Annotated in this window: 25 protein-coding genes; 13 read left to right on the top strand and 12 right to left on the bottom strand. The window is 57.3% G+C overall.

Features of this window, described 5'->3' with window-relative positions; all coding sequences use genetic code 11:
* Window positions 1-111 precede the first annotated feature (111 nt).
* Genes glnH through FHW76_RS12950 form a run of 4 tightly spaced genes read left to right on the top strand, consistent with a single transcriptional unit; the run spans window position 112 to window position 3,335 of the window.
* Window positions 112-864 (top strand): glutamine ABC transporter substrate-binding protein GlnH, encoded by a 753-nt coding sequence (glnH, locus tag FHW76_RS12965; protein ID WP_008807644.1) that lies wholly within the window; start codon window positions 112-114, stop codon window positions 862-864.
* 51 nt (window positions 865-915) lie between these two features.
* Window positions 916-1,572 carry a glutamine ABC transporter permease GlnP gene (gene glnP / locus FHW76_RS12960; protein ID WP_012542106.1) on the top strand — a complete coding sequence of 219 codons (657 nt, stop codon included), beginning with the start codon at window positions 916-918 and terminating at the stop codon, window positions 1,570-1,572.
* 2 nt (window positions 1,573-1,574) lie between these two features.
* Window positions 1,575-2,297, top strand: coding sequence for a glutamine ABC transporter ATP-binding protein GlnQ (glnQ, locus tag FHW76_RS12955; protein ID WP_012542105.1), 723 nt, complete (start codon window positions 1,575-1,577; stop codon window positions 2,295-2,297).
* Between the two features lie 21 nt (window positions 2,298-2,318).
* On the top strand, window positions 2,319-3,335 hold the full coding sequence (locus tag FHW76_RS12950) for a C45 family peptidase (RefSeq protein ID WP_109956229.1): 1,017 nt from the start codon (window positions 2,319-2,321) through the stop codon (window positions 3,333-3,335).
* Here the strand turns inward: FHW76_RS12950 and FHW76_RS12945 are convergent.
* Entirely contained in the window at window positions 3,332-4,522 is a 1,191-nt protein-coding gene (locus FHW76_RS12945; protein ID WP_109956230.1) for an MFS transporter, read from the bottom strand. The two genes, FHW76_RS12950 and FHW76_RS12945, sit on opposite strands and share 4 nt — an antisense overlap.
* A gap of 175 nt (window positions 4,523-4,697) precedes the next feature.
* On the opposite strand from FHW76_RS12945, the gene FHW76_RS12940 reads away from it, so the two are divergent.
* On the top strand, window positions 4,698-5,579 hold the full coding sequence (locus FHW76_RS12940; protein WP_032739609.1) for a LysR family transcriptional regulator: 882 nt from the start codon (window positions 4,698-4,700) through the stop codon (window positions 5,577-5,579).
* Between the two features lie 9 nt (window positions 5,580-5,588).
* Here the strand turns inward: FHW76_RS12940 and FHW76_RS12935 are convergent, their stop codons facing one another.
* Complete coding sequence (locus FHW76_RS12935) at window positions 5,589-6,641, bottom strand: SDR family oxidoreductase (protein ID WP_016160734.1); 1,053 nt, start codon at window positions 6,639-6,641, stop codon at window positions 5,589-5,591.
* A 97-nt stretch (window positions 6,642-6,738) separates the two neighbouring features.
* Here FHW76_RS12935 and FHW76_RS12930 point away from each other — a divergent pair, with 97 nt between their 5' ends.
* Window positions 6,739-7,626, top strand: coding sequence for a LysR family transcriptional regulator (locus FHW76_RS12930; protein ID WP_050887687.1), 888 nt, complete (start codon window positions 6,739-6,741; stop codon window positions 7,624-7,626).
* 105 nt (window positions 7,627-7,731) lie between these two features.
* Window positions 7,732-8,043 carry a hypothetical protein gene (locus FHW76_RS12925; protein ID WP_012968478.1) on the top strand — a complete coding sequence of 104 codons (312 nt, stop codon included), beginning with the start codon at window positions 7,732-7,734 and terminating at the stop codon, window positions 8,041-8,043.
* 121 nt (window positions 8,044-8,164) lie between these two features.
* Here the strand turns inward: FHW76_RS12925 and FHW76_RS12920 are convergent, their stop codons facing one another.
* On the bottom strand, window positions 8,165-8,647 hold the full coding sequence (locus FHW76_RS12920) for a glutathione peroxidase (RefSeq protein ID WP_012542099.1): 483 nt from the start codon (window positions 8,645-8,647) through the stop codon (window positions 8,165-8,167).
* Between the two features lie 158 nt (window positions 8,648-8,805).
* Here FHW76_RS12920 and FHW76_RS12915 point away from each other — a divergent pair, with 158 nt between their 5' ends.
* On the top strand, window positions 8,806-9,369 hold the full coding sequence (locus tag FHW76_RS12915) for a hypothetical protein (protein WP_008807634.1): 564 nt from the start codon (window positions 8,806-8,808) through the stop codon (window positions 9,367-9,369).
* A 45-nt stretch (window positions 9,370-9,414) separates the two neighbouring features.
* Here FHW76_RS12915 and FHW76_RS12910 read toward each other — a convergent pair whose 3' ends face one another.
* Both FHW76_RS12910 and yeaG read right to left on the bottom strand, forming a co-directional pair.
* Window positions 9,415-10,698 carry a YeaH/YhbH family protein gene (locus FHW76_RS12910; RefSeq protein WP_012968476.1) on the bottom strand — a complete coding sequence of 428 codons (1,284 nt, stop codon included), beginning with the start codon at window positions 10,696-10,698 and terminating at the stop codon, window positions 9,415-9,417.
* An 85-nt stretch (window positions 10,699-10,783) separates the two neighbouring features.
* A complete protein-coding gene (gene yeaG / locus FHW76_RS12905; protein WP_008807632.1) occupies window positions 10,784-12,718 on the bottom strand; it encodes a protein kinase YeaG in 1,935 nt (644 codons plus the stop codon).
* A gap of 416 nt (window positions 12,719-13,134) precedes the next feature.
* Between yeaG and FHW76_RS12900 the strand changes: the two genes are divergently transcribed.
* Entirely contained in the window at window positions 13,135-13,881 is a 747-nt protein-coding gene (locus FHW76_RS12900) for a MipA/OmpV family protein (RefSeq protein ID WP_008807631.1), read from the top strand.
* A 94-nt stretch (window positions 13,882-13,975) separates the two neighbouring features.
* Window positions 13,976-14,827, top strand: coding sequence for an aldo/keto reductase (locus FHW76_RS12895; RefSeq protein WP_369823078.1), 852 nt, complete (start codon window positions 13,976-13,978; stop codon window positions 14,825-14,827).
* 55 nt (window positions 14,828-14,882) lie between these two features.
* Here the strand turns inward: FHW76_RS12895 and FHW76_RS12890 are convergent, their stop codons facing one another.
* The gene (locus FHW76_RS12890) at window positions 14,883-15,767 is read right to left on the bottom strand and encodes a D-hexose-6-phosphate mutarotase (protein WP_110209401.1); all 885 of its coding nucleotides are present in this window, start codon (window positions 15,765-15,767) and stop codon (window positions 14,883-14,885) included.
* Window positions 15,768-15,841: 74 nt separating this feature from the next.
* On the bottom strand, window positions 15,842-16,837 hold the full coding sequence (gapA, locus tag FHW76_RS12885; RefSeq protein ID WP_008807628.1) for a glyceraldehyde-3-phosphate dehydrogenase: 996 nt from the start codon (window positions 16,835-16,837) through the stop codon (window positions 15,842-15,844).
* 337 nt (window positions 16,838-17,174) lie between these two features.
* Here gapA and msrB point away from each other — a divergent pair, with 337 nt between their 5' ends.
* Window positions 17,175-17,588, top strand: a complete 414-nt coding sequence (msrB, locus tag FHW76_RS12880) for a peptide-methionine (R)-S-oxide reductase MsrB (RefSeq protein ID WP_008807627.1) — start codon at window positions 17,175-17,177, stop codon at window positions 17,586-17,588.
* A 43-nt stretch (window positions 17,589-17,631) separates the two neighbouring features.
* A complete protein-coding gene (locus FHW76_RS12875) occupies window positions 17,632-17,910 on the top strand; it encodes a YeaC family protein (protein ID WP_004203787.1) in 279 nt (92 codons plus the stop codon).
* A 96-nt stretch (window positions 17,911-18,006) separates the two neighbouring features.
* Here FHW76_RS12875 and yajD read toward each other — a convergent pair whose 3' ends face one another.
* The 5 genes from yajD to sppA all read right to left on the bottom strand — a co-directional run bounded on the left by yajD (window position 18,007) and on the right by sppA (window position 23,585).
* A complete protein-coding gene (gene yajD, locus FHW76_RS12870) occupies window positions 18,007-18,351 on the bottom strand; it encodes an HNH nuclease YajD (RefSeq protein ID WP_002901254.1) in 345 nt (114 codons plus the stop codon).
* Between the two features lie 147 nt (window positions 18,352-18,498).
* On the bottom strand, window positions 18,499-19,752 hold the full coding sequence (locus FHW76_RS12865) for a glycoside hydrolase family 18 protein (RefSeq protein WP_008807626.1): 1,254 nt from the start codon (window positions 19,750-19,752) through the stop codon (window positions 18,499-18,501).
* A gap of 170 nt (window positions 19,753-19,922) precedes the next feature.
* The gene (gene pncA, locus FHW76_RS12860; RefSeq protein ID WP_012968473.1) at window positions 19,923-20,564 is read right to left on the bottom strand and encodes a bifunctional nicotinamidase/pyrazinamidase; all 642 of its coding nucleotides are present in this window, start codon (window positions 20,562-20,564) and stop codon (window positions 19,923-19,925) included.
* 9 nt (window positions 20,565-20,573) lie between these two features.
* On the bottom strand, window positions 20,574-21,593 hold the full coding sequence (gene ansA, locus FHW76_RS12855) for an asparaginase (protein ID WP_008807624.1): 1,020 nt from the start codon (window positions 21,591-21,593) through the stop codon (window positions 20,574-20,576).
* A 138-nt stretch (window positions 21,594-21,731) separates the two neighbouring features.
* Window positions 21,732-23,585 (bottom strand): signal peptide peptidase SppA, encoded by a 1,854-nt coding sequence (gene sppA / locus FHW76_RS12850; protein ID WP_008807623.1) that lies wholly within the window; start codon window positions 23,583-23,585, stop codon window positions 21,732-21,734.
* Between the two features lie 165 nt (window positions 23,586-23,750).
* On the opposite strand from sppA, the gene FHW76_RS12845 reads away from it, so the two are divergent.
* Complete coding sequence (locus FHW76_RS12845; RefSeq protein ID WP_008807622.1) at window positions 23,751-24,302, top strand: NAD(P)H nitroreductase; 552 nt, start codon at window positions 23,751-23,753, stop codon at window positions 24,300-24,302.
* Window positions 24,303-24,556 lie beyond the last annotated feature (254 nt).

Below are 24,556 nucleotides of genomic sequence, written 5' to 3'. Positions count from 1 at the left end.
GGGCGCATAATAATGCGCCCTGCATATCAAGTGTTGTTATTGGTTCTTCCGGCGATATATATCGCAGGCTGATATTCATTGCATGCCATTTCATTGACGCTGAGGGTAATTATGACTGGACTATTTAATAAATTAAAACTGACGCTGGCTTTGGTTATTTGTTCTGCCAGTTTTGTGACAGCAGCCCAGGACAAAATAACAGTGGGCGTGGATACCGCTTTTGTCCCTTTTGAATTTAAACAAGGTGATAAATATGTCGGCTTTGATATCGATTTGTGGGACGCTATCGCAAAGAAAATGCATATCAGCTACGAATTAAGGCCGATGGATTTCGGCGGCCTCATCCCCGGACTGCAGTCGCGTAATCTGGACGTGGCGATGGCCGGCATAACCATTACCGATGCGCGTAAACAGGTCGTGGATTTCAGTGATGGGTATTATAATGCCGACCTGTTAATAGCCGTGAAAAGTACTGATAATTCCATTGCCAAATTCAGTGATTTGACCGGGAAAAAAGTTGGCCTTAAGCAGGGGACGGCGGCGGCCAGCTTTATGAAAAGCAAATATAAAGCGAATTATATCGAGTTTCCGAATATCGATAACGCCTACCTTGACCTTCAGGCCGGCAATCTCGATGCCGTCGTTCACGATTCGCCAAATGTCCTTTACTACGTGAAGACGGCGGGTAATGGCAAGGTCAAATCCACCGGGGAGACGGACAGCATTCTGCCACAGCAATATGGCTTTGCGATGCAGAAAAACAGCAGCCTGACGCCAAAAGTGAACCAGGCTCTGCAGGCCCTGCGTGCCGATGGCACCTACGACAAGATTTACGTTAAGTGGTTTGCTAAACAGCCGAAATAACCCTGCCAGGTCGGAGCGATCCGACCTCATTTCTTCTTGACGGGTAGAATGATGAATTTTGACAGTCGCTATATTTGGGATGCTTTACCGCTGCTGATGCAGGGCTTGCAGCTGACGCTGATTATCTCTTTGTCCGGTTTGTTAGGTGGGTTAATCATTGGCTTGCTGGCGGGAACCTGCCGCGCATTAGGCGGAACAATATCAAAAACGGTATCGCTGGTGTTTGTGGAATTAATCCGTGGAACGCCGATCATGGTGCAGGTGATGTTTATCTACTTCGCCCTGCCGATGGTGTTGCCAGTGCGTATTGACCCGGTTCCTGCCGCAATTATTACCATTGTGATTAACTCCGGCGCTTATATAGCGGAGATCACCCGGGGCGCGATTCTGTCGATCAATAAAGGTTTTAAAGAAGCCAGCCTGGCGATGGGGTTATCGCCACGCAGCACCTTATTACATGTCATTATGCCGCTGGCTTTTCGGCGAATGATCCCGGCATTAGGCAATCAGTGGATTATCAGTATAAAAGATACCTCGCTCTTTATTGTGATTGGCGTGGCAGAATTAACCCGCCAGGGACAAGAGATTATTGCCGGTAACTTTCGGGCGCTGGAGGTGTGGACGGCGGTGGCGATGATTTATCTGTTTTTGACATTGTGCCTGAGCTTCCTGCTGAAACAACTTGAGAAAAGGATCCATATTTTATGAGCATGGTTGAATTTAGCGCGGTAGCGAAAAACTTCGGCGCCACTCAGGTGCTGCACGATATCAATTTAAAGATTGAAGCGGGCGAGGTGGTGGTGATCATTGGCCCGTCCGGCTCGGGAAAATCGACCCTGTTGCGCTGCATTAACAAGCTGGAGGAGATCTCTTCGGGAACGCTGCTGGTGGCGGGCATGCATATTACGGATCCGCACGCGAATGAGTGTGATATTCGCCGCGAAGCCGGTATGGTGTTTCAACAGTTTCATTTGTTCCCGCATCTGACCGCCCTTGAGAATGTCATGTTCGGTCCGGTTCGCGTGCGTAAGCAGAGTAAGGCCGCGGCGCGGGAGCAGGCGCTGGCGTTGCTGGACCGCGTGGGTCTGCGCGAACGCGCCAACCACTATCCGGCAGAGCTCTCGGGGGGGCAGCAGCAACGCGTGGCGATAGCTCGTGCCCTGGCGGTAAAACCCAAAATGATGTTATTTGATGAGCCAACATCCGCTCTCGATCCCGAACTGCGGCATGAGGTGTTAAAGGTCATGCGCTCGCTGGCCGAAGAGGGCATGACGATGGTGATTGTGACCCATGAGATTGGCTTTGCCAGAGAGGTGGCTTCCCGGTTGATCTTTATTGATGGCGGCACCATTGCCGAAGATGGTTCACCTGAGGTGCTGCTCACTGCCAGCAGCAATCCGCGTCTGCAAGAGTTTTTGCAACACGTATCCTGAACATAAGTGAATGATGACAATATGAAAACAATCGCAATCCGTGGTTCCGCCTATGCGGTCGGTCAGCAGCTTGGCGCGTTTGGTCGTGAGGCCTGGCATACTAAAATCAGGCAAACAGCGCTGTGGCAAACCGTAACCGCCCTGAAAACGGCGGAGCAAACCCAGCGCATGCGCGCAACCGTCCAGGCTCAGTTTCCGCTGATCTGGCAGGAGCTGGAGGGCATGGCGGAGGGGCTGCAGGCGCCGGTGGATGAGGTGTTTGCCTGGAACTGTCGCGGCGATCTGGTGCGTTCGACGTCGGATGGCTGCACTACCCTGGCGGGGAAAAGCGCTGAGGGCGAGTTAATTATTGCGCACAACGAAGACGGTTTCCCGCAGCTGCGCGGTGACTGCGCCATCGTCCACGTGACACCGGATGTGGGCCTCGCCTTCACCAGCTTCGCCTACCCCGGCTCCCTGTGCGGGCACACCTTCGCGGTGAATGAGAAAGGGATAGTCAATACGGTCAACAATATTCGTGCTGTGCATCGTCCGGAGGGGATGCCGCGCCAGATACTGGCCCGCGCATCGCTGAATGCCACCACGTTAGATGAGGCCATTACCCTGCTGACCGCGACACCGCGCGCGGGCGCGTTTCACCACACGCTGGGTCAAATGGGCGATAGCCGTCTGTTTAGCGTGGAAGCTACCGGCTCCGGCAGCTCAGTGCGCCAGCTGACCGCCACCTTTGGGCATGCCAACCATCTGATCCATCCCCAGCTTGCGACCATTGAACAGATCGTGACCGGGAGTTCCGGCTCACGCCAGCAGCGCCTGGACGCGTGGCTGGCGACGAACCCGTCGCTGGATGGGGTAACAGCGAAAGCGATGCTCTCCGACCAGCAGGATCCGCTGTTACCGATTTACCGGCTGTCTGCGGAAGATCCGGATGACGAAAATACGCTGGCGACGGCCATTTTTACCCTGAGCGCGACCCGGGTCGCATGGCAGGTCTTCACCCTGGATCGTGAAAACGCGGTTTTGCAGGGTAGCCTTTAGCCGGCTGAGGGCGTTTTCAGCAGGGCGATCAGCAGCGTACTACACGCCATGATCCCCGCCGCCAGCCACACCATGCCTGACAAGCCCGCAGTGGCGATCAGCTGGCCGCCGACAAGCGCCCCGGTGCCGATGGCGGCATTAAAAATAGCCACGTAAATGGCTGACGCCGGCTGGGCGACCGCGCCTGCGCTGCGCAGCAGCCAGGTCTGTAAGCCGACGAACACGATCGCGATACCGGCGCCCCACAGGGCTAACAGCAGCCCGCTAAAACAGAAAGGCAGGGGCGCAAGCCGTCCGGTGCCGAGGAGCGCCAGCGCGCCCCCGCTCAGCAGCAGTGAAGCAAAAATCAGCTCCTTCAGATGACGGTCGATAAGCTTACCCGCGATAACGTTACCCACCAGCCCGGAAACCCCTGACAACAGCAGCAGGCCGGAGAGGGCGGTCGCCGGTACTCCCTGCAGTGTTATCAGCAGCGGTTCAACGTAGGTGAAGGCGGCAAAGTGAGCGGTAATGATGCAGGCCGTGGCGCCATACAGGCCGCAGAGCAGCGGATTACGGAAGATATCGCGATAAACACCCAGCCTGACGGGGGTGGACGCGGCCAGCGCAGGCAGCGTCGAGCATAGCACTGCCGCTGCGGCCAGTGACAACAGGGCCACCGCCAAAAACGCGTGTCGCCAGCCCGCCAGGGTGGCGATAAAGCTCGCCAGCGGTACCCCCACTACGCTTGCCGCCGACACGCCGCCAAAAATGATTGCCGTAGCCAGCCCCAGCCGGTGCGGCGGGACCAGCTGCGCGGCGACGATGCCAATTAAGGCCCAGAAGGCGCCATGCGCCAGGGCGCCAATCATGCGGGCGCTCATCAGGGCGAACATGGAATAAGACCGGGTCGCGGCGAGGCAGGAAAGCGCCAGGGTCAGCATCAGCCCGACCAGCAGCGCCTTGCGTGAAATACGCGCCGGCATCGCGCCGGAAAGCAGGGCCGCCAGGGCGCCCACCCAGCCGTAGGCGGTGACGGCAAGCCCCATACCGGATTCCGTCTGGTGAAAATCCGCCGCCAGGGCGCTGAGCATGCCCACCGGCGCCAGTTCGCTGGTGACGATCGAAAAGGCGCAGATCCCGAGCGCAATGACGGCTATCCAGACGCGAGCCGGGGTTGGGTTAAGGGGTAAAGCAATCTCTTTCATGTCAGGCGTATCCTAAGAAGAGGGAAGTCGCGCATGGTGCACGGACGTTCAGGTGAGGAGAGAACCGGCGATCGGATAGCCTGTTTGTCTCCGCGAGTGGCGTGCAGTATCATCCCTGCGAAAATGATAAAAAAGAGCAGAAAACGGAGAACCGTTTTCCATAAATGGAAAAGAGATGACGGCAGAGTTTAACTGGGATGATGCGCGCATCTTCCTCGCCATCGCCCGGGCGGGAACGCTAAGCGGCGCCGCCGACAAGATGAACATGGGGATTGCCACGGTGTCCCGCAGGCTGGATCGGCTGGAACAGTCGCTGAAAGTCCCGCTTTTTAGCCGCCATCAGAGCGGCTATCGCCTGACCGACGATGGCGAAGCCCTGCTCGCGCGGGCGGAGGCGCTGGAATACGCAGGCCTGGCGTTCGGCGAGGCGGCGCAACTGCAGGGGCATGTCGCCGGGGTTGTCCGCCTGGCTACCTCGGACAACCTGGCCACGCATTTTATTCTGCCCTCCCTGAAAGGGCTCCTGGACCACTATCCTGACCTGCGGGTGGAGGTGCTGAGCGGCGTGCAGCCGGTGAACCTGCATCGTCGGGATGCCGATCTGGCGATCCGCATGGTCAAGCCTGACGCCGGGCATTTGACCTTAAAGCGGCTGGGGACGGTGGGGTTTGGCGTCTATGGCGCCGCCAGCTATCTGGCCGGCGCGGACGGCCTGTCGCTGAGCGAGGCGGACTTTGTGGGGTGGCCGGAGACTCACCAGCACCTGCCGGCCGCCCAATGGATCACGCGCACCCTGCGAGGGCGACCGTGTAAAGTCGAAGCCAATACGCTCGTGGCCCAGGTTTCCGCGGTATCAGCGGGGCTTGGGCTGGGCGTCCTGCCGCACTTTATGGCGCGGGCCAACGGGCTGCAGTGCCTGCAGCCGGAGATCGGCGCGGATCAGACGTTATGGTTAGTGATGCATTCCGACCTGGCCGGGTCCAGACGCGTGCGGGTTATCGCCGACCATCTCATCACCCTCTTTGCGGACCATCAAGACCGGCTGGCGTTGCCCTGACGCTAACGCTCAGGGGATCACCCGCGCCGTTCTCAGCTGCGAAAACAGGCTGAAAAACATCTCGTCTGTGGCCTGCATCCGCTGGAAGCCAGCCCGGCGCAGTTTACTGCCATCGCCAAACATATCGTACTGCCAGCCGAACACGAAATCGGCAAACTGACCGTCGCTCAGACGCAGAATGTCCGCTTCCACCAGCCGCTCTCCGGCCAGCTCGTGCCAGACGGCACGATAGTCATTGAATAGCTGATGAAATGAGAGCCTGACGGGCGGGGCGCATTCCAGTTCAAACCACTGCGCGATGCGCGGCCACAGCTCGCACCAGCGCCAGATATCACCATTATTGACGTTGAAGGCCTCGTTTTCCCCCGCCGGTGAGGTGGCGGCCCACAGCGTGGCCTCCGCCAGCAGGTCGGCGTCAGTATGATCGACAATGCTGTGCCAGGTGGTTAACGTGCCGGGAAAGCGCAGCGGTAAACCCAGGGCTTTGCACAGTGACGCATACAGCGCGATGCTCAACGCAAGATTCATGGCATTACCCGGCACCGGGCTGCCCACCACACCGGGCCTGATAGCGCTCCAGTGCCAGGTTTTGCCTTGTTGAAAGTGGCGGAGCCACGCAAGTTGAGCGGCGTTAAATTCAGCCCCGGGTACGCCGGGGTCGCTTTCCCGCGCCGGGGTTTTAAAGGGGCCAAGATGGGCGCCATACACTTTATACCCCTGCATCAGGCTGACCGCCTGCAGCGGGGCGTTTTGTTCGACGTGGCTGACCAGATTACGCAGCATGCTAACGTTCGGCTCCACCATCTCGCTCCAGTTTCCGGCATTCATCCAGGCACTGTAAAAAATGTGGGTCACGGTGGACAGCGGCTGGAGCGCTTGCGCACTGTGCCGGGCATCGCGTAAATCGACGTGAATCATCGGGATCGCCCCCGGTTGCGACAGGGCGCGGTGGCTGAGGCCGATAACCTCCCATCCACGATGTAACAGGGTGTTGACCAGCTGGCGGCCAACGATGCCGCTGCTGCCAGCGACCAGTGCGACCTGAGAGGATGTCTTGTTCATGGTGTTTCTCCTGGGAAGGTGACCGACACAGTGTGCTAGATTATTTTTTTGCCACCTATCCCATGAAACGGATGACACTTATCAGCAGAATCATGAAATGAATAATAAGCTCACCGCCATCGCCACCTTTCTGCGCGTTGCCGAAGCCGGCTCATTTTCCGCAGCCGCCCGGCAGCTCGGGATGAAGCAATCTGCCGTCAGTCAGCAGATCGCCGCGCTCGAACAGGAGCTTGGCGTGGTGTTACTCCATCGTACGACGCGGGCCATGATGCTTACCGAGCAGGGGGAGCATTACCGGCGTGATATGCAGCGGGTGCTGAACGCCATGCAGGAGGCGGAAAGGCGGCTCAACCCGGCGGAGCCTCAGTTTCAGGGACGAGTGCATGTCCAGCTGCCAAGCGGTCTCGGCAGTCTTCTGCTGCCGCATCTGCTGGCGCTGCAGAAACAGTATCCTGAACTGCACCTGATGCTGTCGCTCGACGATCGGATCGCCGATCTGGTTACCGAAGGGGTGGATGTGGCGCTGCGTCTCGGCCATGAGCCGCCGCCATCCCATGCTGCGCGGGTTCTGGCGCGGATTGAAACGGCGCTCTTTGCGGCACCAGGTCATTACGCCGTCCAGTCCGTGGACGACCTGGCGGCTTGTCCACACGTTCGGTTTAGCGGCCTCCCGCTTGATGCTCCGCTGCGGATAATTTCCGCAGACGAGACGAGAGACGTGCAGGTTAAGACCGTTTTTCGGGCCAACACCAGCGATGCGCTGTTGCAGGCGCTGGAATCCGGTATCGGCATCGGAGGGATGCAGCGACCGCTGGCGGCCAGGGCCCTCAGGGCTGGAAGGCTGGTGCCGATCCTGGCTGACTGGCGATTACCGGACCGTTTCCTGTATGCCGTCTATCCCGATGCCCGTTTTATTCCGCCGCGGGTCAGAAGCGTGATCGCCTTGATTGAGGCGCGACTGCCTGAGCTCGCTGTGGGGAGCTGAGGGTAAGGCGCTCCCCCATTCAGAACCGTGCGCGGTATCGTGCCGCTCCCCAACAGGTGGTTTCTGATGTTAAGGTGAGACGTTTATCACCACAGGAGAACGCAAATGATTGTCAGGACCTGGCACGGCTGTGTGCCATTGCAACATGCCGAGGGGTTTGCCCGCCACCTTGAGCAGACCGGCGTGGATCACGCCCGGGGTATCCCCGGCAACAGAGGCGCGCTGGTGCGCCAGGAAAACCAGGGCGAATGGGCGCATTTTTTTCTCGCCACCTACTGGCAGGATCTTGCGGCGGTCAAAGCCTTCGCAGGCGAAGATTATCACGTCGCGGTCACCTATCCGGACGACGACGCATTCGAACTCCTCTCCGACCCCTACGTGTTTCAGCATGAAGTTGAGGCCGTGTCGCCACTGTAGGCTGATGACCGGGCAGGTGGAAGATCGGCCAGCAACAGACGGTTGCTGGCCGCGTGAGAGCGACATCTACCTTGTATGGGCAGCCAGCCGCCGCTGGGTGAACGTGGCATGACGGGAACACTCAGCGCGTGAGGGCCGCGACAATGGAGGCCTCCATTTTCTCCGGCGTCGTCAACGGCGCAAAACGCGTGAGGGGTGTGCCGTCGCGAGCGATGAGGAACTTGGTGAAATTCCACTTGATCCGTCCGCCGAGTACGCCGGGCAACGCTTGTTTCAGATAACGAAACAGCGGGTGTGCGGCGGGGCCGTTGACGTCCACTTTCTCAAACATCGGGAAGCTCACGCCGTAGTTAACGTGACAGGTCTGCTCGATTTCATCCGCACCGCCGGGTTCCTGCTTACCAAACTGGTTGCACGGGAAACCAAGCACTACCAGCCCCTGAGCCGCGTACTTTTTGTAGAGCGCTTCCAGGCCAGCGTATTGCGGTGTGAAGCCACAATGGCTGGCCGTATTCACCACCAGAACCACCTTGCCAGCATAGTCAGACATTGAGAGGGGCTGGCCGCGCAGGCGGGTAGCCGTCAATTGATAAAAAGGGGTCATAGCAGGCTCCTGAGAGTAGAAACAGTTCAACGCTGACGATCGCGCGAATGTTTGAAGCAGATTAGGCAGTTATGATACACAGGGTTAGGGATTTGTACCTGGAGTGTTAAAAAAACGCCAGATGTCATAGAGAAAATCGCGAACAGGAACGGCTGAAAATGATGAAATATGTCTTATCGCTGGTGGTGGTAGCGATACTCGCAGGATGTACCAGCACGCCAAACTTGCCGCCTCGGGATACCATTGTGGCGATGAAACCCACAGAGTCCGGTATTGTCGCCAGCTCAGCGAAATACAGTTACCGCTTTGTCCGTGACGGTGTGCCTCAGGAATATCAGCGTTATAAGACCTTTTATGAACGCTTTCATCAACAGGCTTCCGGCGTGCGGGTTAACTTTGTCGTGGAACAACATGAGGTGACGGCGGAATATCTGGTGGTGATGGATCAGCGCAAACTGGATGCCGGGCAGCATAGCGAGCTGGTGAATCAGTATCATGCGGTGCAAATTGATAACGATCGCCTCGGGGTGTTGTTTAAAGCGACAGGATTTTGGACTGCATCGGACGCGTCAGATCTGGCCGCCGCCTACCAGTTAGCGCACCCCGTTGTGGTATCAATCAATGATAAGACTAAAACGATTAGCTCGCTTGGCGCCGTCGCCATGGCCCCGTTGTTTCCATTTTACATGATGTATGGATGTGCCATCGGGCCTTGTGTCTGAGGAAAACAGCCAGCAAGTCACTCGACTCACTGGCTGAGTATTTAATTAAGCTTCACTTTTAGATGACTGCTTGTGAAACAGTTCGCGGAATACCGGGTAGATATCTTCCTGGTCGCGGATATGCTGCATGGCGAAATTATCAAAGGTCGCCTGCAGATGTTCATACTCACGCCACAGGGTTTGATGCGCCCGGCGGGTAATTTCGATGTAGCTGTAATAACGCACCACCGGCAGGATTTTCTTCGCCAGCAGTTCGTGGCACAGCGGGGAGTCATCGGCCCAGTTGTCGCCATCCGACGCCTGGGCGGCGTAGATGTTCCACTGCGCCGGGTCATAACGGGCCTGCACCACTTCATCCATCAGCTTCAGGGCGCTGGAGACGATGGTGCCGCCGGTTTCCTGAGAATAGAAAAATTCGTGTTCATCCACCTCTTTTGCCTGGGTATGGTGGCGGATATAGACCACATCGACGTTTTTATAGGTCCGGCTGAGGAACAGATACAGCAGGATATAAAAGCGCTTGGCCATGTCTTTGGTGGCCTGGTCCATCGAGCCTGAGACGTCCATCAGGCAGAACATCACTGCCTGGCTGGAGGGCTCCGGCCGTTTTTCATAATTTTTGTAGCGCAAGTCAAAGGTGTCGATAAACGGCACCCGTTCAATTTTGGCGCGCAGCTCAGCAATCTCTTTGCGCAGGCGTTCCTCCTCCAGCAGCTGCACCGGTTCGCTGCGGCTGATGGTCTCCAGATCCTCCTCCAGGGCGCGCAGTTCACGGCGCTTGCCAGCGGTCATCGCCGTACGCCGGGCCAGCGAGTTCTGCAGCGAACGCACCACGCTGATGTTGGCTGGCACCCCATTCGAGGTAAAGCCCGCGCGATGGGTTTTAAACTCGTTCAACTGCCGGTGCTGATTCTTCTTCAGGTTCGGCAGGGCGAGATCTTCAAATAACAGATCCAGGTACTCATCTTTCGAAATCTGGAAGACAAACTCATCCTTCCCTTCGCCGTCGGCGCTGGCTTGCCCCTGACCGCCGCCACCGCCGCCGCCACCGCCCTGCGGGCGCTCAATCCGGTCGTTTTGCACAAAATGATCGTTGCCCGGGTGGACGCGGTTGCGCAGGCCGCCGCGACCCTGATGAAACATCGGCTCGTTGATATCGTCCGTCGGGATCGAGACGGATTCTCCGCTCTCAATATCGGTGACCGAGCGCTTGTTGATAGCCTCGGAAATCGACTGTTTAATCTGCGCCTTATAACGGCGCAAAAAGCGCTGGCGATTGACGGCGCTTTTGTTTTTCCCGTTCAGGCGTCGGTCTATGAACCAGGTCATATGCCCTCCTGTACTGCATTAGCCAACTTTGCTTATCATCATTCAGCTGCAGTTGACCCGGCGGCGTGCCGCCGGGCTTGACGCATCAGGACGATTTACGAACCCGCAGGTACCACTCGCAGAGCAGGCGAACCTGTTTGCGGGTGTAGCCTTTTTCCATCATGCGGTCGACAAAGTCGTCGTGTTTTTTCTGCTCATCGGTTGATGTTTTGGCATTAAACGAAATGACCGGCAACAGCTCCTCGGTATTAGAGAACATTTTCTTCTCGATAACCGTGCGCAGTTTCTCGTAGCTGGTCCAGTTCGGATTACGTCCGCTGTTGTTGGCTCTGGCGCGCAGCACAAAGTTGACGATTTCGTTACGGAAGTCTTTCGGGTTGCTGATCCCGGCCGGCTTCTCAATTTTCTCCAGCTCAGCATTCAACGACTCACGGTCAAACAGCTGACCGGTGTCCGGATCGCGATACTCCTGATCCTGGATCCAGAAGTCGGCGTAGGTGACATAGCGATCGAAAATGTTCTGCCCGTACTCGGAGTAGGATTCCAGATAAGCGGTCTGGATCTCTTTGCCGATAAACTCGGCGTATTTCGGGATCAGATAGCCTTTGAGGAATTCCAGGTAGCGCTCGGCGTTCTCCTGTGGGAACTGTTCGCGCTCAATCTGCTGCTCCAGGACATAGAACAGATGCACCGGGTTGGCGGCCACCTCGACATGGTCGAAGTTAAACACCCGTGACAGGATCTTAAAGGCAAAGCGGGTGGAGAGCCCGTTCATCCCTTCATCCACCCCGGCGTAATCGCGATACTCCTGATAGGATTTCGCTTTCGGGTCGGTATCTTTCAGGCTTTCGCCATCATAGACCCGCATTTTCGAGTAGATGCTTGAGTTTTCCGGCTCTTTCAGGCGCGACAGAATCGAGAAGCGCGCCAACGTTTCCAGGGTGCCCGGGGCGCACGGCGCGTGGGTCAGCTCGCTGCTGTTGAGCAATTTTTCATAGATGCGGATCTCTTCGGAGATACGCAGGCAATAAGGCACCTTGACGATATAGACGCGGTCGAGGAAGGCCTCATTGTTCTTGTTATTACGGAAGGTCACCCATTCCGATTCGTTGGAGTGGGCGAGGATTATCCCGTTAAACGGCAGGGCAGAGATCCCTTCGGTCCCGTTGTAGTTCCCTTCCTGGGTGGCGGTCAGCAGCGGATGTAGCACCTTAATCGGCGCTTTAAACATCTCGACGAATTCCATAATCCCCTGGTTGGCACGGCACAACGCACCGGAGTAGCCATAAGCGTCCGGGTCGTTTTGCGCATAGTGTTCCAGTTTACGGATATCCACTTTACCCACCAGCGCCGAAATATCCTGGTTGTTTTCATCACCGGGTTCGGTTTTGGCGATGGCGACCTGCTCAAGAATCGATGGCCAGACTTTGACCACGCGGAATTTAGTAATATCGCCGCCAAACTCGTGCAGGCGCTTGGCCGCCCACGGCGACATGATGGTGCCGAGGTAGCGGGTGGGCACGCCATACTCTTTCTGAAGGATCTGGGCATCCTCCTGCGGATTAAACAGGCACAGCGGGTGATCGTTGACCGGGCTACGCTCGCCGTTGGCGCTCAGCACATAGATGGGCACGCGCTGCATCAACGCTTTCAGCCGTTCAGCCAGCGACGATTTACCACCGCCCACCGGCCCCAGCAGATAGAGGATCTGTTTCTTCTCTTCCAGCCCCTGGGCGGCATGCTTGAGATAGGAAACGATCTGCTCAATGGCGTCTTCCATACCGTAAAACTCTTCAAAGGCCGGATAGCGTGCGATGACCCGGTTTGAAAAGAGACGGGATAGCCGCGGCTCGAGAGCCGTATCAACCATGACGGGTTCACCAATGGCCATCAACAGACGTTCTGCCGCATTGGCATAGGCACTGCGATCTTGCCGGCAGATGGTAAGAAACTCCTGCAGTGTGAACTCTTCGTCCTTGGCAGCTTCATAGCGCTGGCGATAGTGATCGAATATATTCATGGCATGCCGTCCTTTCGTTTTTTAGCACAGGTTGAGAGCCGTTCATATGAGTAGTGGGGGCCCCCGGAAGACATAAGCTGAACGTCGCTCTCCAGATATCCAGCAACCCTTATGCCAGGTTGCGGGTGGAGTAGCGTGAATGTGCCCTGCAATTACACCTTCTAAATTTAAGCGTAGATGCATTTAGAAATCTTGCATGCCGCAGAAAATCAATTTCAATGACATATCAATAACTCATCCTGAAAATGACGCTTTTTGACACGCCAGGACGCGAAGCTGTCACCGGGCTGTCACCTCATGGTAAGAGAAGGGTGGGAAAGTGAACGATTTGTGTCATGTCGGGTAAAGAATTTGAGGCATGAGGCCTACGACGGTAAACTGCACGGGCTGATAATTTGACAACGGGAATATGGATTGTGACTAAAATCAAACTTCTGGCACTCGGCGTGCTGATTGCGACGTCCGCCAGCGCGGCGCATGCCGACGGGAAGTTCACTCTTGGGGCTGGCGTAGGCATCGTCGAGCATCCGTATAAGCAATATGATGCGGATGTCTACCCGGTGCCGGTCATTAGTTATGAGAGCGATAACTTCTGGTTCCACGGTCTGGGCGGGGGCTACTACCTGTGGAACGACACCAACGATAAGCTGTCAATAACGGCCTACTGGTCGCCGATGTACTTCAAGCCGGGCGACAGCGACAGCGCGCAAATGCGTCAACTGGATAAACGTAAATCGACCGTGATGGCCGGTCTGTCTTATGTCCACAACACGCCCTATGGTTTCCTGCGCACGACGATTGCAGGCGATACGCTGGATAACAGTAATGGTATCAACTGGGATCTCGCCTGGCTGTACCGCTACACCAACGGTAACCTGACGCTGACGCCGGGTATTGGCGTGGAGTGGAACAGCGACAATCAGAACGAATACTACTATGGTGTCTCGCAGCATGAGTCCCGTCGCAGCGGCATGCGCAGCTACGATCCGGACAGCAGCTGGAACCCGTATCTGGAGCTGTCGGCTAACTATCGCTTCCTCGGCGACTGGAGCGTATACGGCATTGCACGCTATACACGTCTGTCGGATGAAATTACCGACAGCCCGATGGTGGACAAATCCTGGAGCGGCCTGATCTCAACCGGGATCACCTACACCTTCTGATTGTGCATCATTACAGTGCACTTTATGCATCAAAACAGGGCTTCACGCCCTGTTTTGCTTTATGGTGGTGCAGAAAGCTAAAGAGGAGGAGACGGTGAAAAAAACAGTACGCTTTGGCGAGCAGGCGGCGGTTCCGGCCATCGGGCTGGGCACGTGGTATATGGGCGAAAATGCGGCGCAGCGTCCGCAGGAAGTGGCTGCACTGCGCGCGGGCATCGACCACGGACTGACGGTGATCGATACGGCGGAAATGTATGCCGACGGTGGGGCGGAAGAGGTCGTCGGGCAGGCGATCCGCGGCCTGCGCGATCGCGTGGTGCTGGTGTCCAAAGTCTATCCCTGGCACGCCGGCGGAACGGCGATGCGCCGCGCCTGTGAAAACAGCCTGCGCCGGCTGCAGACCGACTATCTCGATATGTATCTCCTGCACTGGCGCGGGGATATCCCACTGCAGGAGACGGTCGAGGCGATGGAGAGGCTGGTGGCCGAGGGCAAGATCCGCCGCTGGGGCGTCTCTAATCTGGACACCGACGATATGCAGGCGCTGTGGCGGACGGCGGATGGCGAACGCTGCGCGACCAACCAGGTGCTCTATCATCTCGCATCGCGGGGCATTGAATACGATCTCCTGCCCTGGTGCCAGCAGCACACTCTGCCGGTGATGGCCTACTGCCCGCTGGCGCAGGCGGGGCGCTTACGCGATGGACTTTTTCAGCATACCGATATCATTAATATGGCTAACGCGCGGGGGGTGACAGTCGCACAGCTGCTGCTCGCCTGGGTGATTCGTCATCCGGGAGTGCTGGCGATCCCGAAAGCGGCCAGTATTGAGCATGTGGTGCAGAATGCTGCCGCGCTCGATATCGTCCTCAGTGCGGAAGAGCTCGCGCAGCTGGATCGCCTCTATCCACCACCGCAGCGAAAAACCCGGCTGGATATGGTTTAATCAGCACCTCAGCCAGCGGAGAAAAAAGCCCCGTCGTAAACGGGGCTTTTTGCTGTTAGCGTTTTTTCAGGCTGATGGTCTGCGCCAGGCGAGAGGGGGTCTCTTCGCTGGCTTTCTGCGGCTGGGTCACGCAGCAGGTTTCGACGCAAACGAAGGTTTTGTAACCATCGTCCGGCATGTCGCCCATGCTGACGGACAGCGCCGGGCCCGGGTTCCAGGCCACCACGTTGTGCTGGTGATGGTGCACGACGTCGATAGTGCGGTTAAGCGCATCGTCATGGATCACGCTGCAGCTGTCGGCGTTGAGGTAGACGCGGTCGGTGCGGTCCGGGAAGGTCTGCACGCCGTTGCTCAGGACGCCTGCTTCGGCATTCTTCACTTTATCGATATAGCGCTCGCCAAGACCACTCACTTTCACCGCCGCGATATCGCCGACGTTGAAGTAGGTATGCAGGGCAGAGGTGGTCTCGAATTCACCGTGGGCTTCCAGCTCGATTTCACAGGTCTTGCCCAGCTTAAAGCGGGCATAGAGGGTGAATTCGTGCGGCCAGAGCTTCATGGTTTCGGCGCTGTGCTGGAGCGCAAAGGTCAACATGACGCCGCTGTCGTCTTCGTCATGACCTTCCAGGGTCCATGGCAGATTGCGGGCAAAGCCGTGCGACGGCAGACCCTGCTGCGCGGAAGGGCCAAACCAGGGCCAGCAAATCGGCACGCCGCCGCGCAGGGCGACGCCCTGTTTAAATGGGGTGTTGTTGCTCAGCCACAAGACTTCTTCTTCACCGGCGGGTTTCCAGGAGAGCAGGTGCGCTCCCTGCAGCGCCACAGAGGCTTTCACCTGCGGATGGTCGATGACAATCAGCTCCAGGTCGTCCAGCTGGCGACGGGAGATCTCGGGAGAAATGGTTTCATTCACCGGGAGAGCAAAAATTTTATTTATCATTGTGCAATCCTATCTCTGCAGACAAAAAAAAGAGCGACCGAAGTCGCTCTTACAGATTACTTTTTCATCTCAACTTATTTGGAGATGTGAGCAATCAGGTCCAGAACTTTGTTGGAGTAGCCAGTTTCGTTGTCGTACCAGGAAACCAGTTTCACGAAGTTGTCGTTCAGTGCGATACCTGCTTTAGCATCGAACACGGAAGTGCAAACTTCGCCGTTGAAGTCGGTAGAAACAACGTCGTCTTCGGTGTAACCCAGAACGCCTTTCATTGCGCCTTCAGAAGCGGCTTTGATGGCTTTCTTGATTTCTTCGTAGGACGCTGCTTTTTCCAGACGAACGGTCAGGTCAACAACGGATACGTTCGGAGTCGGAACGCGGAACGCCATACCGGTCAGTTTGCCGTTCAGTTCTGGCAGTACTTTACCTACTGCTTTAGCAGCACCGGTAGAGGACGGGATGATGTTCTGAGCTGCGCCGCGGCCGCCGCGCCAGTCTTTGTGAGACGGGCCATCAACGGTTTTCTGAGTCGCGGTGGTCGCGTGGACGGTGGTCATCAGGCCTTCAACGATACCGAAGTTGTCGTTGATAACTTTAGCCAGCGGTGCCAGGCAGTTGGTGGTGCAGGAAGCGTTGGAAACGATGTCCTGGCCAGCGTAAGTTTCGAAGTTAGCGCCGCGAACGAACATCGGGGTGTTGTCTTTGGACGGGCCAGTCAGAACGACTTTTTTCGCGCCAGCGGTGATGTGTTTACGAGCGGTTTCGTCGGTCAGGAAGATACCGGTTGCTTCAGCAACAACGTCAACACCAACTTCGTCCCACTTCAGGTTAGCCGGGTCACGTTCAGCGGTAACACGGATTTTTTTACCGTTAACGACCAGATGACCGTCTTTCACTTCAACGGTACCGTCGAAACGACCGTGAGTGGAGTCATACTTCAGCATGTAAGCCATGTACTCTGCGTCTAACAGGTCGTTGATTGCAACGATCTCGATGTCAGAACGTTTCTGAGCAGCACGGAAAACAATGCGACCGATACGGCCAAAACCGTTGATACCTACTTTGATAGTCATATATTCCACCAGCTATTTGTTAGTGAATAAAAGGTTGCCTGTAAAATTACAAAAACCTTACGCAGCGTCAAGCGGAATCGTGTCAATCATTGCGACAAATCAATCCTGAGCACACCTTGCGCGATTGATTTGCCTCACTCTCCCTTTGAGCCCAATTCCATATGGGGGCTGCGCGCGGAATTTTAAAGGGCATTTAAGATAAAAACGTGATTTAAGTCACAATTATCTGGCTGCCTGTTGGCACCGCATAAGTTTAGAACAAAAGTGCACGCTTCATTGTTAATGTTTTGTTAGAATTGGAGCGAAAGTTGTCCATTGCAAAGCGAGATGTAAGCCCATGGCGAATAAACCCTCCCCGGAAGAGCTGAAAAACGGCTTAAGCGAAATGCAGTTTTACGTGACGCAGCATCACGGCACCGAACCGCCTTTCACCGGACGGCTGCTGCACAACAAGAAAAATGGCGTGTATCACTGCCTGGTGTGCGATGCGCCGCTGTTTAACTCCCAAACCAAATACGACTCCGGTTGCGGCTGGCCGAGCTTCTATGAGCCGGTGAGCGATGAGGCCATTCGCTATCTGACCGACAATTCGCACGGCATGCAGCGCATTGAAATCCGTTGTGGAAATTGTGACGCCCATCTCGGCCACGTGTTTCCGGATGGCCCACAGCCGACCGGCGAGCGCTATTGTGTGAATTCGGCGTCGCTGAGCTTCACTGATGAGCAGAATGGCGAGCAGATTAAGGGTTGAAGAAACGATTCAGCAAATTATTCCAAGCGGAGTGGAGCGGAAGATGGATATTGAGCAAATTATCGACAGTATGACGCCGGAAGTTTACCAGCGTCTGGCGACGGCGGTGGAGCTGGGAAAATGGCCGGATGGCGTGGCGCTGACGCCGGAGCAAAAGGAAAATAGCCTGCAGCTGGTGATGCTGTGGCAGGCCCGGTATAACACCGACGCCCAGCACATGACCATCGACACCCGCGGGCAGATGGTGATGAAGAGTAAACAGCAGCTGAAGGAAGATTTCGGCATCGTGCCAAAGCCGATCGCCACCGTTAAGCTGCAATAAAGCGCCAGCCGGCGGCGCGTGGTTCCGGCGTCGGGGTCACCCCGCGCCGGACAGCATCAGCGTGAACGACCGCGCGCAGCGGCCAGATCGGCATGCTTACTTTTTGTTCATCATCGCTTTCAGATCGGCAAACGGGTTGTAGGTGGCCTCACCGACGCTCTTTTGCGCATCTTCGCCCGCCACCACCGTGGAGCCATACTGATCGGCTTCGGTGTACTTGGAATGTTCGTGATCGTGACAATACAGGCACAACATCTCCCAGTTACTCCCATCTTCCGGGTTATTGGAGTGGTCGTGATCGATGTGGTGCACCGTCAGTTCGCGTAGATTTGAATAGACAAACTCCCGTGAGCAGCGTCCGCACACCCAGGGAAAAAGCTTGAGCGCCTTTTCGCGGTAACCCACTTCCAGACGCGCGTAATTTTTGGGGATATAGGCCATGGCCCCCTGCCTCCTGTCAAACGGTTAAGCTGCGCCAGCGCGTGGCGCAGCGGATAACTGGCATCATAACCTATCCCGGGCTGCGCGATATACCTGCATTGCAGGCGATGCTGTCTGCGTCACGCAGCCCGAGGGGAAGGGGCGTGACTAGTGTTTGATCCCCAGCGATTCCGCCAGCTGACGGGCCAGCTGATTCTGGTCATCGGCGCCATATTCCCAGAACATGGCCCCGGCGAGGCCCTTCGCCTTGATATAGTCCGCCTTAATGGCCACCGATCGCGGGTTCTCATACGACAGGGCGAACAGCGGCTTGCCCTCCGCGGACTGCACTGACAGCCACGGAACCTTCGCTTCATCGTCCCAGTGCTCGGTAAAACGTTTTTGCGGATCGTTGAGCAGTTTGCCCACGATATCGTTGTATTTTACGTAGGTGTCTTTGCTCAGGTCATAACCCAGTGAGGCAAACAGCGCGACCTCCTGTGGCCCAAAATAGGGCTGGGTGACCGGATTGTTTTGCGCATCCGCTTTCGTCCAGTCAATCCCCGGTTCAACTGCCCGTTTCGGTACCCGGCCATAAAAACCAATCCCGAGGTTCATCTGGCTGGGTTTAAGCCCGGCGGCCAGGTAATTGTTGACCACAAAATCGGCGCTGTATTTATCCGCCGCGGCGACCGTTGGCCAGTGGCTGGAGTCATACAGGTTCGAGTTGAAGTACTGCGTGCCGTAGGCCATGTCGTAGGTCATCAGGTTGATGTAGTCGAGCGATGGCGCAATCGCTTTAACGTCCACCCAACTTTTCGGACTTTCTGCGTTAGCCCCCACGGCAATAGTCACCAGTTTCCTGGTACCAAACGCTGCGCGCAGCTCTTTTAACAGCGCGGTAAAGTTATCGCGATCGGCCGGTTGGCTAGCAACCAGCCCCCAGGCGCCGTTGACCGGAAACTCCCAGTCGAGGTCAATCCCATCCAGACCATATTTTTCAACAATTTCCTGCGCAGACTGAATAAACACCTTACGGGTTTCTTTGCTTGCCGCCGCGCCGGAGAAACCGCGCCCCCCCCAGCCGCCGACCGACAGCAGGACCTTGAGGTCCGGGTTCTGTTTACGCAGGGCCGGGAGCTTTTGCAGATCCGCCTGCACCTTCGGCGACAGCCAGATCTCGTGCAGATGAGCAGGATCCTTCAGGGCCGCATTAGTCTCGTCTTTTTCATCGTTATAGATAAGACCAAACGAGTAGTTGAGATGGGTGATCTGCCGGACGTCCAGCTTATCGATATCGCCGCCGGGCCCGGCAGTGACGTCGCCGCCGCCGTTAAAATAGCCGACGGACATCAGGGGTTGGGCAGAGAGCGCAGAAGCGCAAAGCAAGGGCAAGGCTGCCAGCAAGGGCAAACGTTTCATAGTGGTTCCTCTTTGACATAAAAAATAACCACGCCACGGAAATGGCGTGGCGAAAAAACAGCCTTGCCAGACTACCAGCAATAACCTGTTGAAACTGCGAGAGAGTTCAATTTATGGACGATAGCGAGGCGGCAGAAGAAGACCCGGCGCGAGGGCGCCGGGGGGAGGGATCAGGCCTGAGATTCCCGCCAGTCATCGAGGGTATACAGCGTGGCGCCCGCGGCGGCCATCTCCATAAACGCCTGGCTGCTGTCCTGCGGCTGCAGGTTAACGCCGCGACAGCCGTCGATGATGACATTGACCGTATAGCCCAGCGCCAGGGCATCCAGCACGGTGAATTTGACGCAGTAATCGGTGGCGAGGCCGAGGACGGTCAGTTCCACGATGCCCTGGCCGCGCAGCCAGCCGTCCAGTTCAGTTTTCTGCCGGTGACCGTTGTCAAAAAAAGCGCTGTAGCTGTCAATGACCCGGTTTTGCCCCTTATGGAACACGGCGTTGATCGCCTGCTGTTTGAGCAGCGGATGCAGCGCCGCGCCTTCGCTGTGCTGCACGCAGTGATCCGGCCAGAAGGTCTGCGCCAGGCCGTCGAGTTCGCCCTGGGTGTAGGGTGCCACCTGGTGCTGGCTGGCGAAGCTGCCATGATCCGCCGGGTGCCAGTCCTGGCTGGCGACGATGGGCTCGCCGCGCGCCAGGCTCCAGTCGATAAGCGCATTAGCCACCTCGACGGTACTGTCGCCTTCAGGAACCGCCAGCGCGCCGCCGGCGCAAAAGTCGTTCTGCAAATCAACCAGTAACAGCGCTCGATGTGCCATACGTCCTCCTTAAGCCTCGTCGGGGGTGAGTTCGCCACGCAGATTTTGCTGCATCGCCGCGCGAATGGCGTCAACATCCAGCTGCTGGCTAAGCAGATAGTGTAGCTTGGTCAGCGTCGCTTCCACCGTCATATCGAAACCACTGATGACCCCCGCCTGGGCGAGGGCGTTGCCGGTGGCATAGCCGCCCATGTTCACTTTCCCGGACATGCATTGCGTCAGATTGACCACCACAATACCGCGCTGGCTGGCTTCCGCCAGCACCTGAATAAACTCGCCATTCTGTGGGGCATTGCCGACGCCATAGGAGCGGAGGATCAGCGCTTTCACCGGCTGGCGCAGGAAATTGCGTACCACGTCGGCGGAGATGCCGGGGTAAATCGTCACCACGCCAATCGGCTGCGGGGTGATGGGGTGCACGATAAGCTCTCCGCGGCCCTGCGGCGCCGGCGGGGTACCGAGACGGCGAATATGGATCCCGGCTTCCAGCAGCGGCGCGAGGTTTGGCGAGGCGAAAGCGTCGAAGCCGTCGGCGTGGGCTTTAGTGGTGCGGTTGCCGCGAAACAGTCGATTGTTGAAGAACAGCGCCACTTCGTTAATCGGATAGTTGGCGGCGACGTAGAGGGCGTTGAGCAGGTTAATCTGACCATCAGAACGCAGCTCGGCCAGCGGGATTTGTGACCCTGTCACAATGACCGGCTTGCCAAGGTTTTCCAGCATGAACGACAGCGCCGAAGCGGTAAACGCCATGGTGTCGGTACCATGGAGGATCACAAAGCCATCATACTCATCGTAATGGCTGCGGATATCGTCGGCGATGTGCTGCCAGTCCTCGGGGGTCATATCGGATGAATCCATCAGCGGATGGTATTCATGGATCGTGAAGTCCGGCATCTCCGGACGATGGAATTCAGGCATCAGCGCCAGCTGACGCTGCAGATGGCCGGAAACGGGTACATAGCCGTGTTCAGAGCGCTGCATACCGATGGTCCCACCGGTGTAGGCAACGTAAATCGATTTTTTTTGCATAGCATCGCTTAGGTTGGTCGTAGACAGGCGCAGTATAAAGAGACGCGGGAAAAAATACAGTGTTGGCCGCTCGCTTTGTGGCGGCGCTGGCAGGTGCGGGAAAAAGGCTGCCCCGGGAGACGGGGCAGCCGCTGCGTACTAACGGATGTTGGCGCAGGTCAGGCAGAAGGCATAGCGGTTCTGCGGGTCGTTAAACGCCGCCAGCTTGTCGCTCTCCGCTTTCACCGTCTCGGCCGCCGCGGCGACCGGTGCAGGCAGCCAGGCCTGAATGGCCGCCGGCAGCGAGGCGCGTACCGAGCCGGTCAGGCTATCCAGCACCATCGAGAAGAAGGTCGGCTCTTCCTGATAGTAGTTGAGGTGCCAGGTTTTCAGCTTCGCCAGCTCGGCGGCTTTAGCCACCGCATCGTCGAAGTCGCCGAGGCTGTCGACCAGGCCGTTGGCTTTGGCATCTTCCCCGGTCCAGACGTGTCCCTGGGCAATCTGGTCGATTTTCTCCGGCGTGCTCTTACGGGCGTTAGCCACCAGGGTGATAAAGCGCTGATAGCCATTCTCAATGCTCAACTGCATCAGCTGCTGCACTTCCGGCGGCAGCGCTTTGGTGCTGGAGACATCCGCCAGCGGCGACGTGGCGACGCCGTCGGTATGGACGCCAATCGACCCGAGGGTATTTTCCACGGTGTTGATTACGCCAAAGATGCCGATGGAGCCGGTGAGGGTGCTCGGGTTCGCGACGATGTAATCCGCTGGGGTGGAGATCCAGTAGCCGCCAGATGCAGCCATGCCGCCCATCGAGACCACTACCGGTTTACCGGCGGCTTTGGCTGCAGCCAGCTCTTCACGGATAATTTCTGAGGCGGTCACGCTACCGCCCGGGCTGTTAACGCGCAGAACGATGGCCTTAATTTTCGGGTCGAGGCGCGCATCGCGAATTTGCGCCGCCGTGGTATCGCCACCAACGTTGCCCGGGGTCTCCTCGCCATCCATGATGGCGCCGTTGGCAAAGATCACCGCAATGGCGGAACCTTCGTCAGACGGTGTCTTCACGTTGTAGTCGTAATAGCTGATCGCCCGGTAATTGTTATCCGTTTTGCTCCAGCCAAACTGTTTGGTCAGCGCCTTTTCCACTTCCGTGGAGGTCGCCAGCTCATCCACCAGCTTATTGTCCAGCGCATATTTTGCCGTATCGCCGCCCACTTTACGCAGGCCATCGATAATGCCCTGGGCGCCCGGGAATAGCTGCTGGGCGGTGATCTGGCGGTTGGCGGCAATGGTGTTGAGGTAGTTCTGCCACAGTTCGCCAATCCAGCGGCTGTCCGCCTCGCGGGCGGCAGGGGACATATCATCGCGAATGAAAGGCTCGACGGCGGATTTATAGGTGCCGACGCGGAAGACATGGGTGGAGACCTTCAGCTTATCCAGCAGTGATTTGTAGTACAGCCCATTGGTGGCGAAGCCGTGCAGGTCAACCTCGCCCTGTGGTGAGAGCCAGATTTTGTTGGCAAAGCTCGCCAGGTAGTACTGGCCCTGGCTGTAGCTGCTGCCGACGGCATAGACCGGTTTGCCGCTGTCGCGGAACTCACGCAGCGCTTTACCTATGTACTGCATGGACGGCTGATCGCCGCCAACGAAGTTTTTCAGATCCAGCACAATACCGGTGATATTGCGGTCATCTTTCGCCTGGCGAATGGTCTGCACGATATCGAACAGAGAGTTCTCCTGCAGACGGTCCGAGCTGGCGCCAAACAGCTGGCGGCCAATTACGCCGAGCTTGCTGCTGGCGGAAGGTTTATCCACCACCACGCCGGTAATATCCAGCAACAGCGCGCCGCGCGCGGCATGTTCGCTGGTAGTGGTGCTGAACTGGCTCCAGATACCGATACACACCAGCACCAGCACCAGGAAGATCGCATTCAGAGCCAGTTTGCGAATAAAGTTGAGTATCCGCCACGTCCATTTAAAAAAGCTGGCAATCAGTCGCCAAAGGGTTCGCATGTCTTCTCCCTAACGTTATCTAAAAAGGGCAGGCCGCAGGGGCCGCCGCGTCTGGCTATCCTAAAGAGTGAGCCGTCGGTTGTCAGCAGGAATCACCGACCACGCTGTAACAAAATCCTTGTGCATGTTAATTTTATGAAAAATGACATCACAGGAGTTATACAGATGGATGCTCTCGATCTACTGCTTAATCGCCGGAGCGCTTCTCGCCTGGCGGAACCTGCCCCGGCTGGCGAACAGCTGGAAAACATTCTGCGCGCCGGGCTGCGCGCCCCGGATCATGGCACCCTGCAGCCGTGGCGCTTTTTTATTATCGCCGATGACGGCCGCGAGCGCTTCAGCCAGCTGCTGGAAAAAGGGGCCACAGAGGCCGGCCAGGATGAGAAGGGAATAGAGAAAGCCCGCAATGCGCCGTTCCGCGCGCCGCTGATCATTACCGTAGTCGCGCGCTGTGAAGACCACCCGAAGGTGCCGCGCTGGGAGCAGGAGATGTCCGCTGGCTGTGCGGTGATGGCGATGCAGATGGCGGCCCTGGCCCAGGGATTCAATGGAATCTGGCGCAGCGGAGCATTGACCGAGAGCCCGGTGGTGCGGGCCGGCTTCGCGTGCCGCGAGCAGGATAAAATTGTCGGCTTCCTCTATCTGGGGACGCCGCAGCTAAAAGCCTCAACCACCATTGCCCTGCCGGATACCGCGCCGTTTGTGACGCGCTTCTGAGTCGGTGCTTGTGATGCCGGGTGGCGGCTGCGCCTTACCCGGCCAACGCATCCGGCTCTGACTGTCTGTAGGCCCGCGCAAGCGCAGCGCCGCCGGGCAAGGACAGCGGGCACGGAGCCGATTTTGTGCCGGGTGGCGGCTCGCGCCTGACCCGGCCTACGTTCGTACGACCTGTCGTTAATTTATTCACTTTTCTTGCTGAAACTGCCGGTGCTGACGGCCTCAAAATCGCTGAGACGTTCCCGGCAGGCCGG

The organism is Klebsiella sp. RC2, assembly GCF_014192815.1.
Lineage (GTDB): Bacteria > Pseudomonadota > Gammaproteobacteria > Enterobacterales > Enterobacteriaceae > Klebsiella > Klebsiella variicola.
This window is presented reverse-complemented; position numbering and strand designations above follow the sequence as displayed.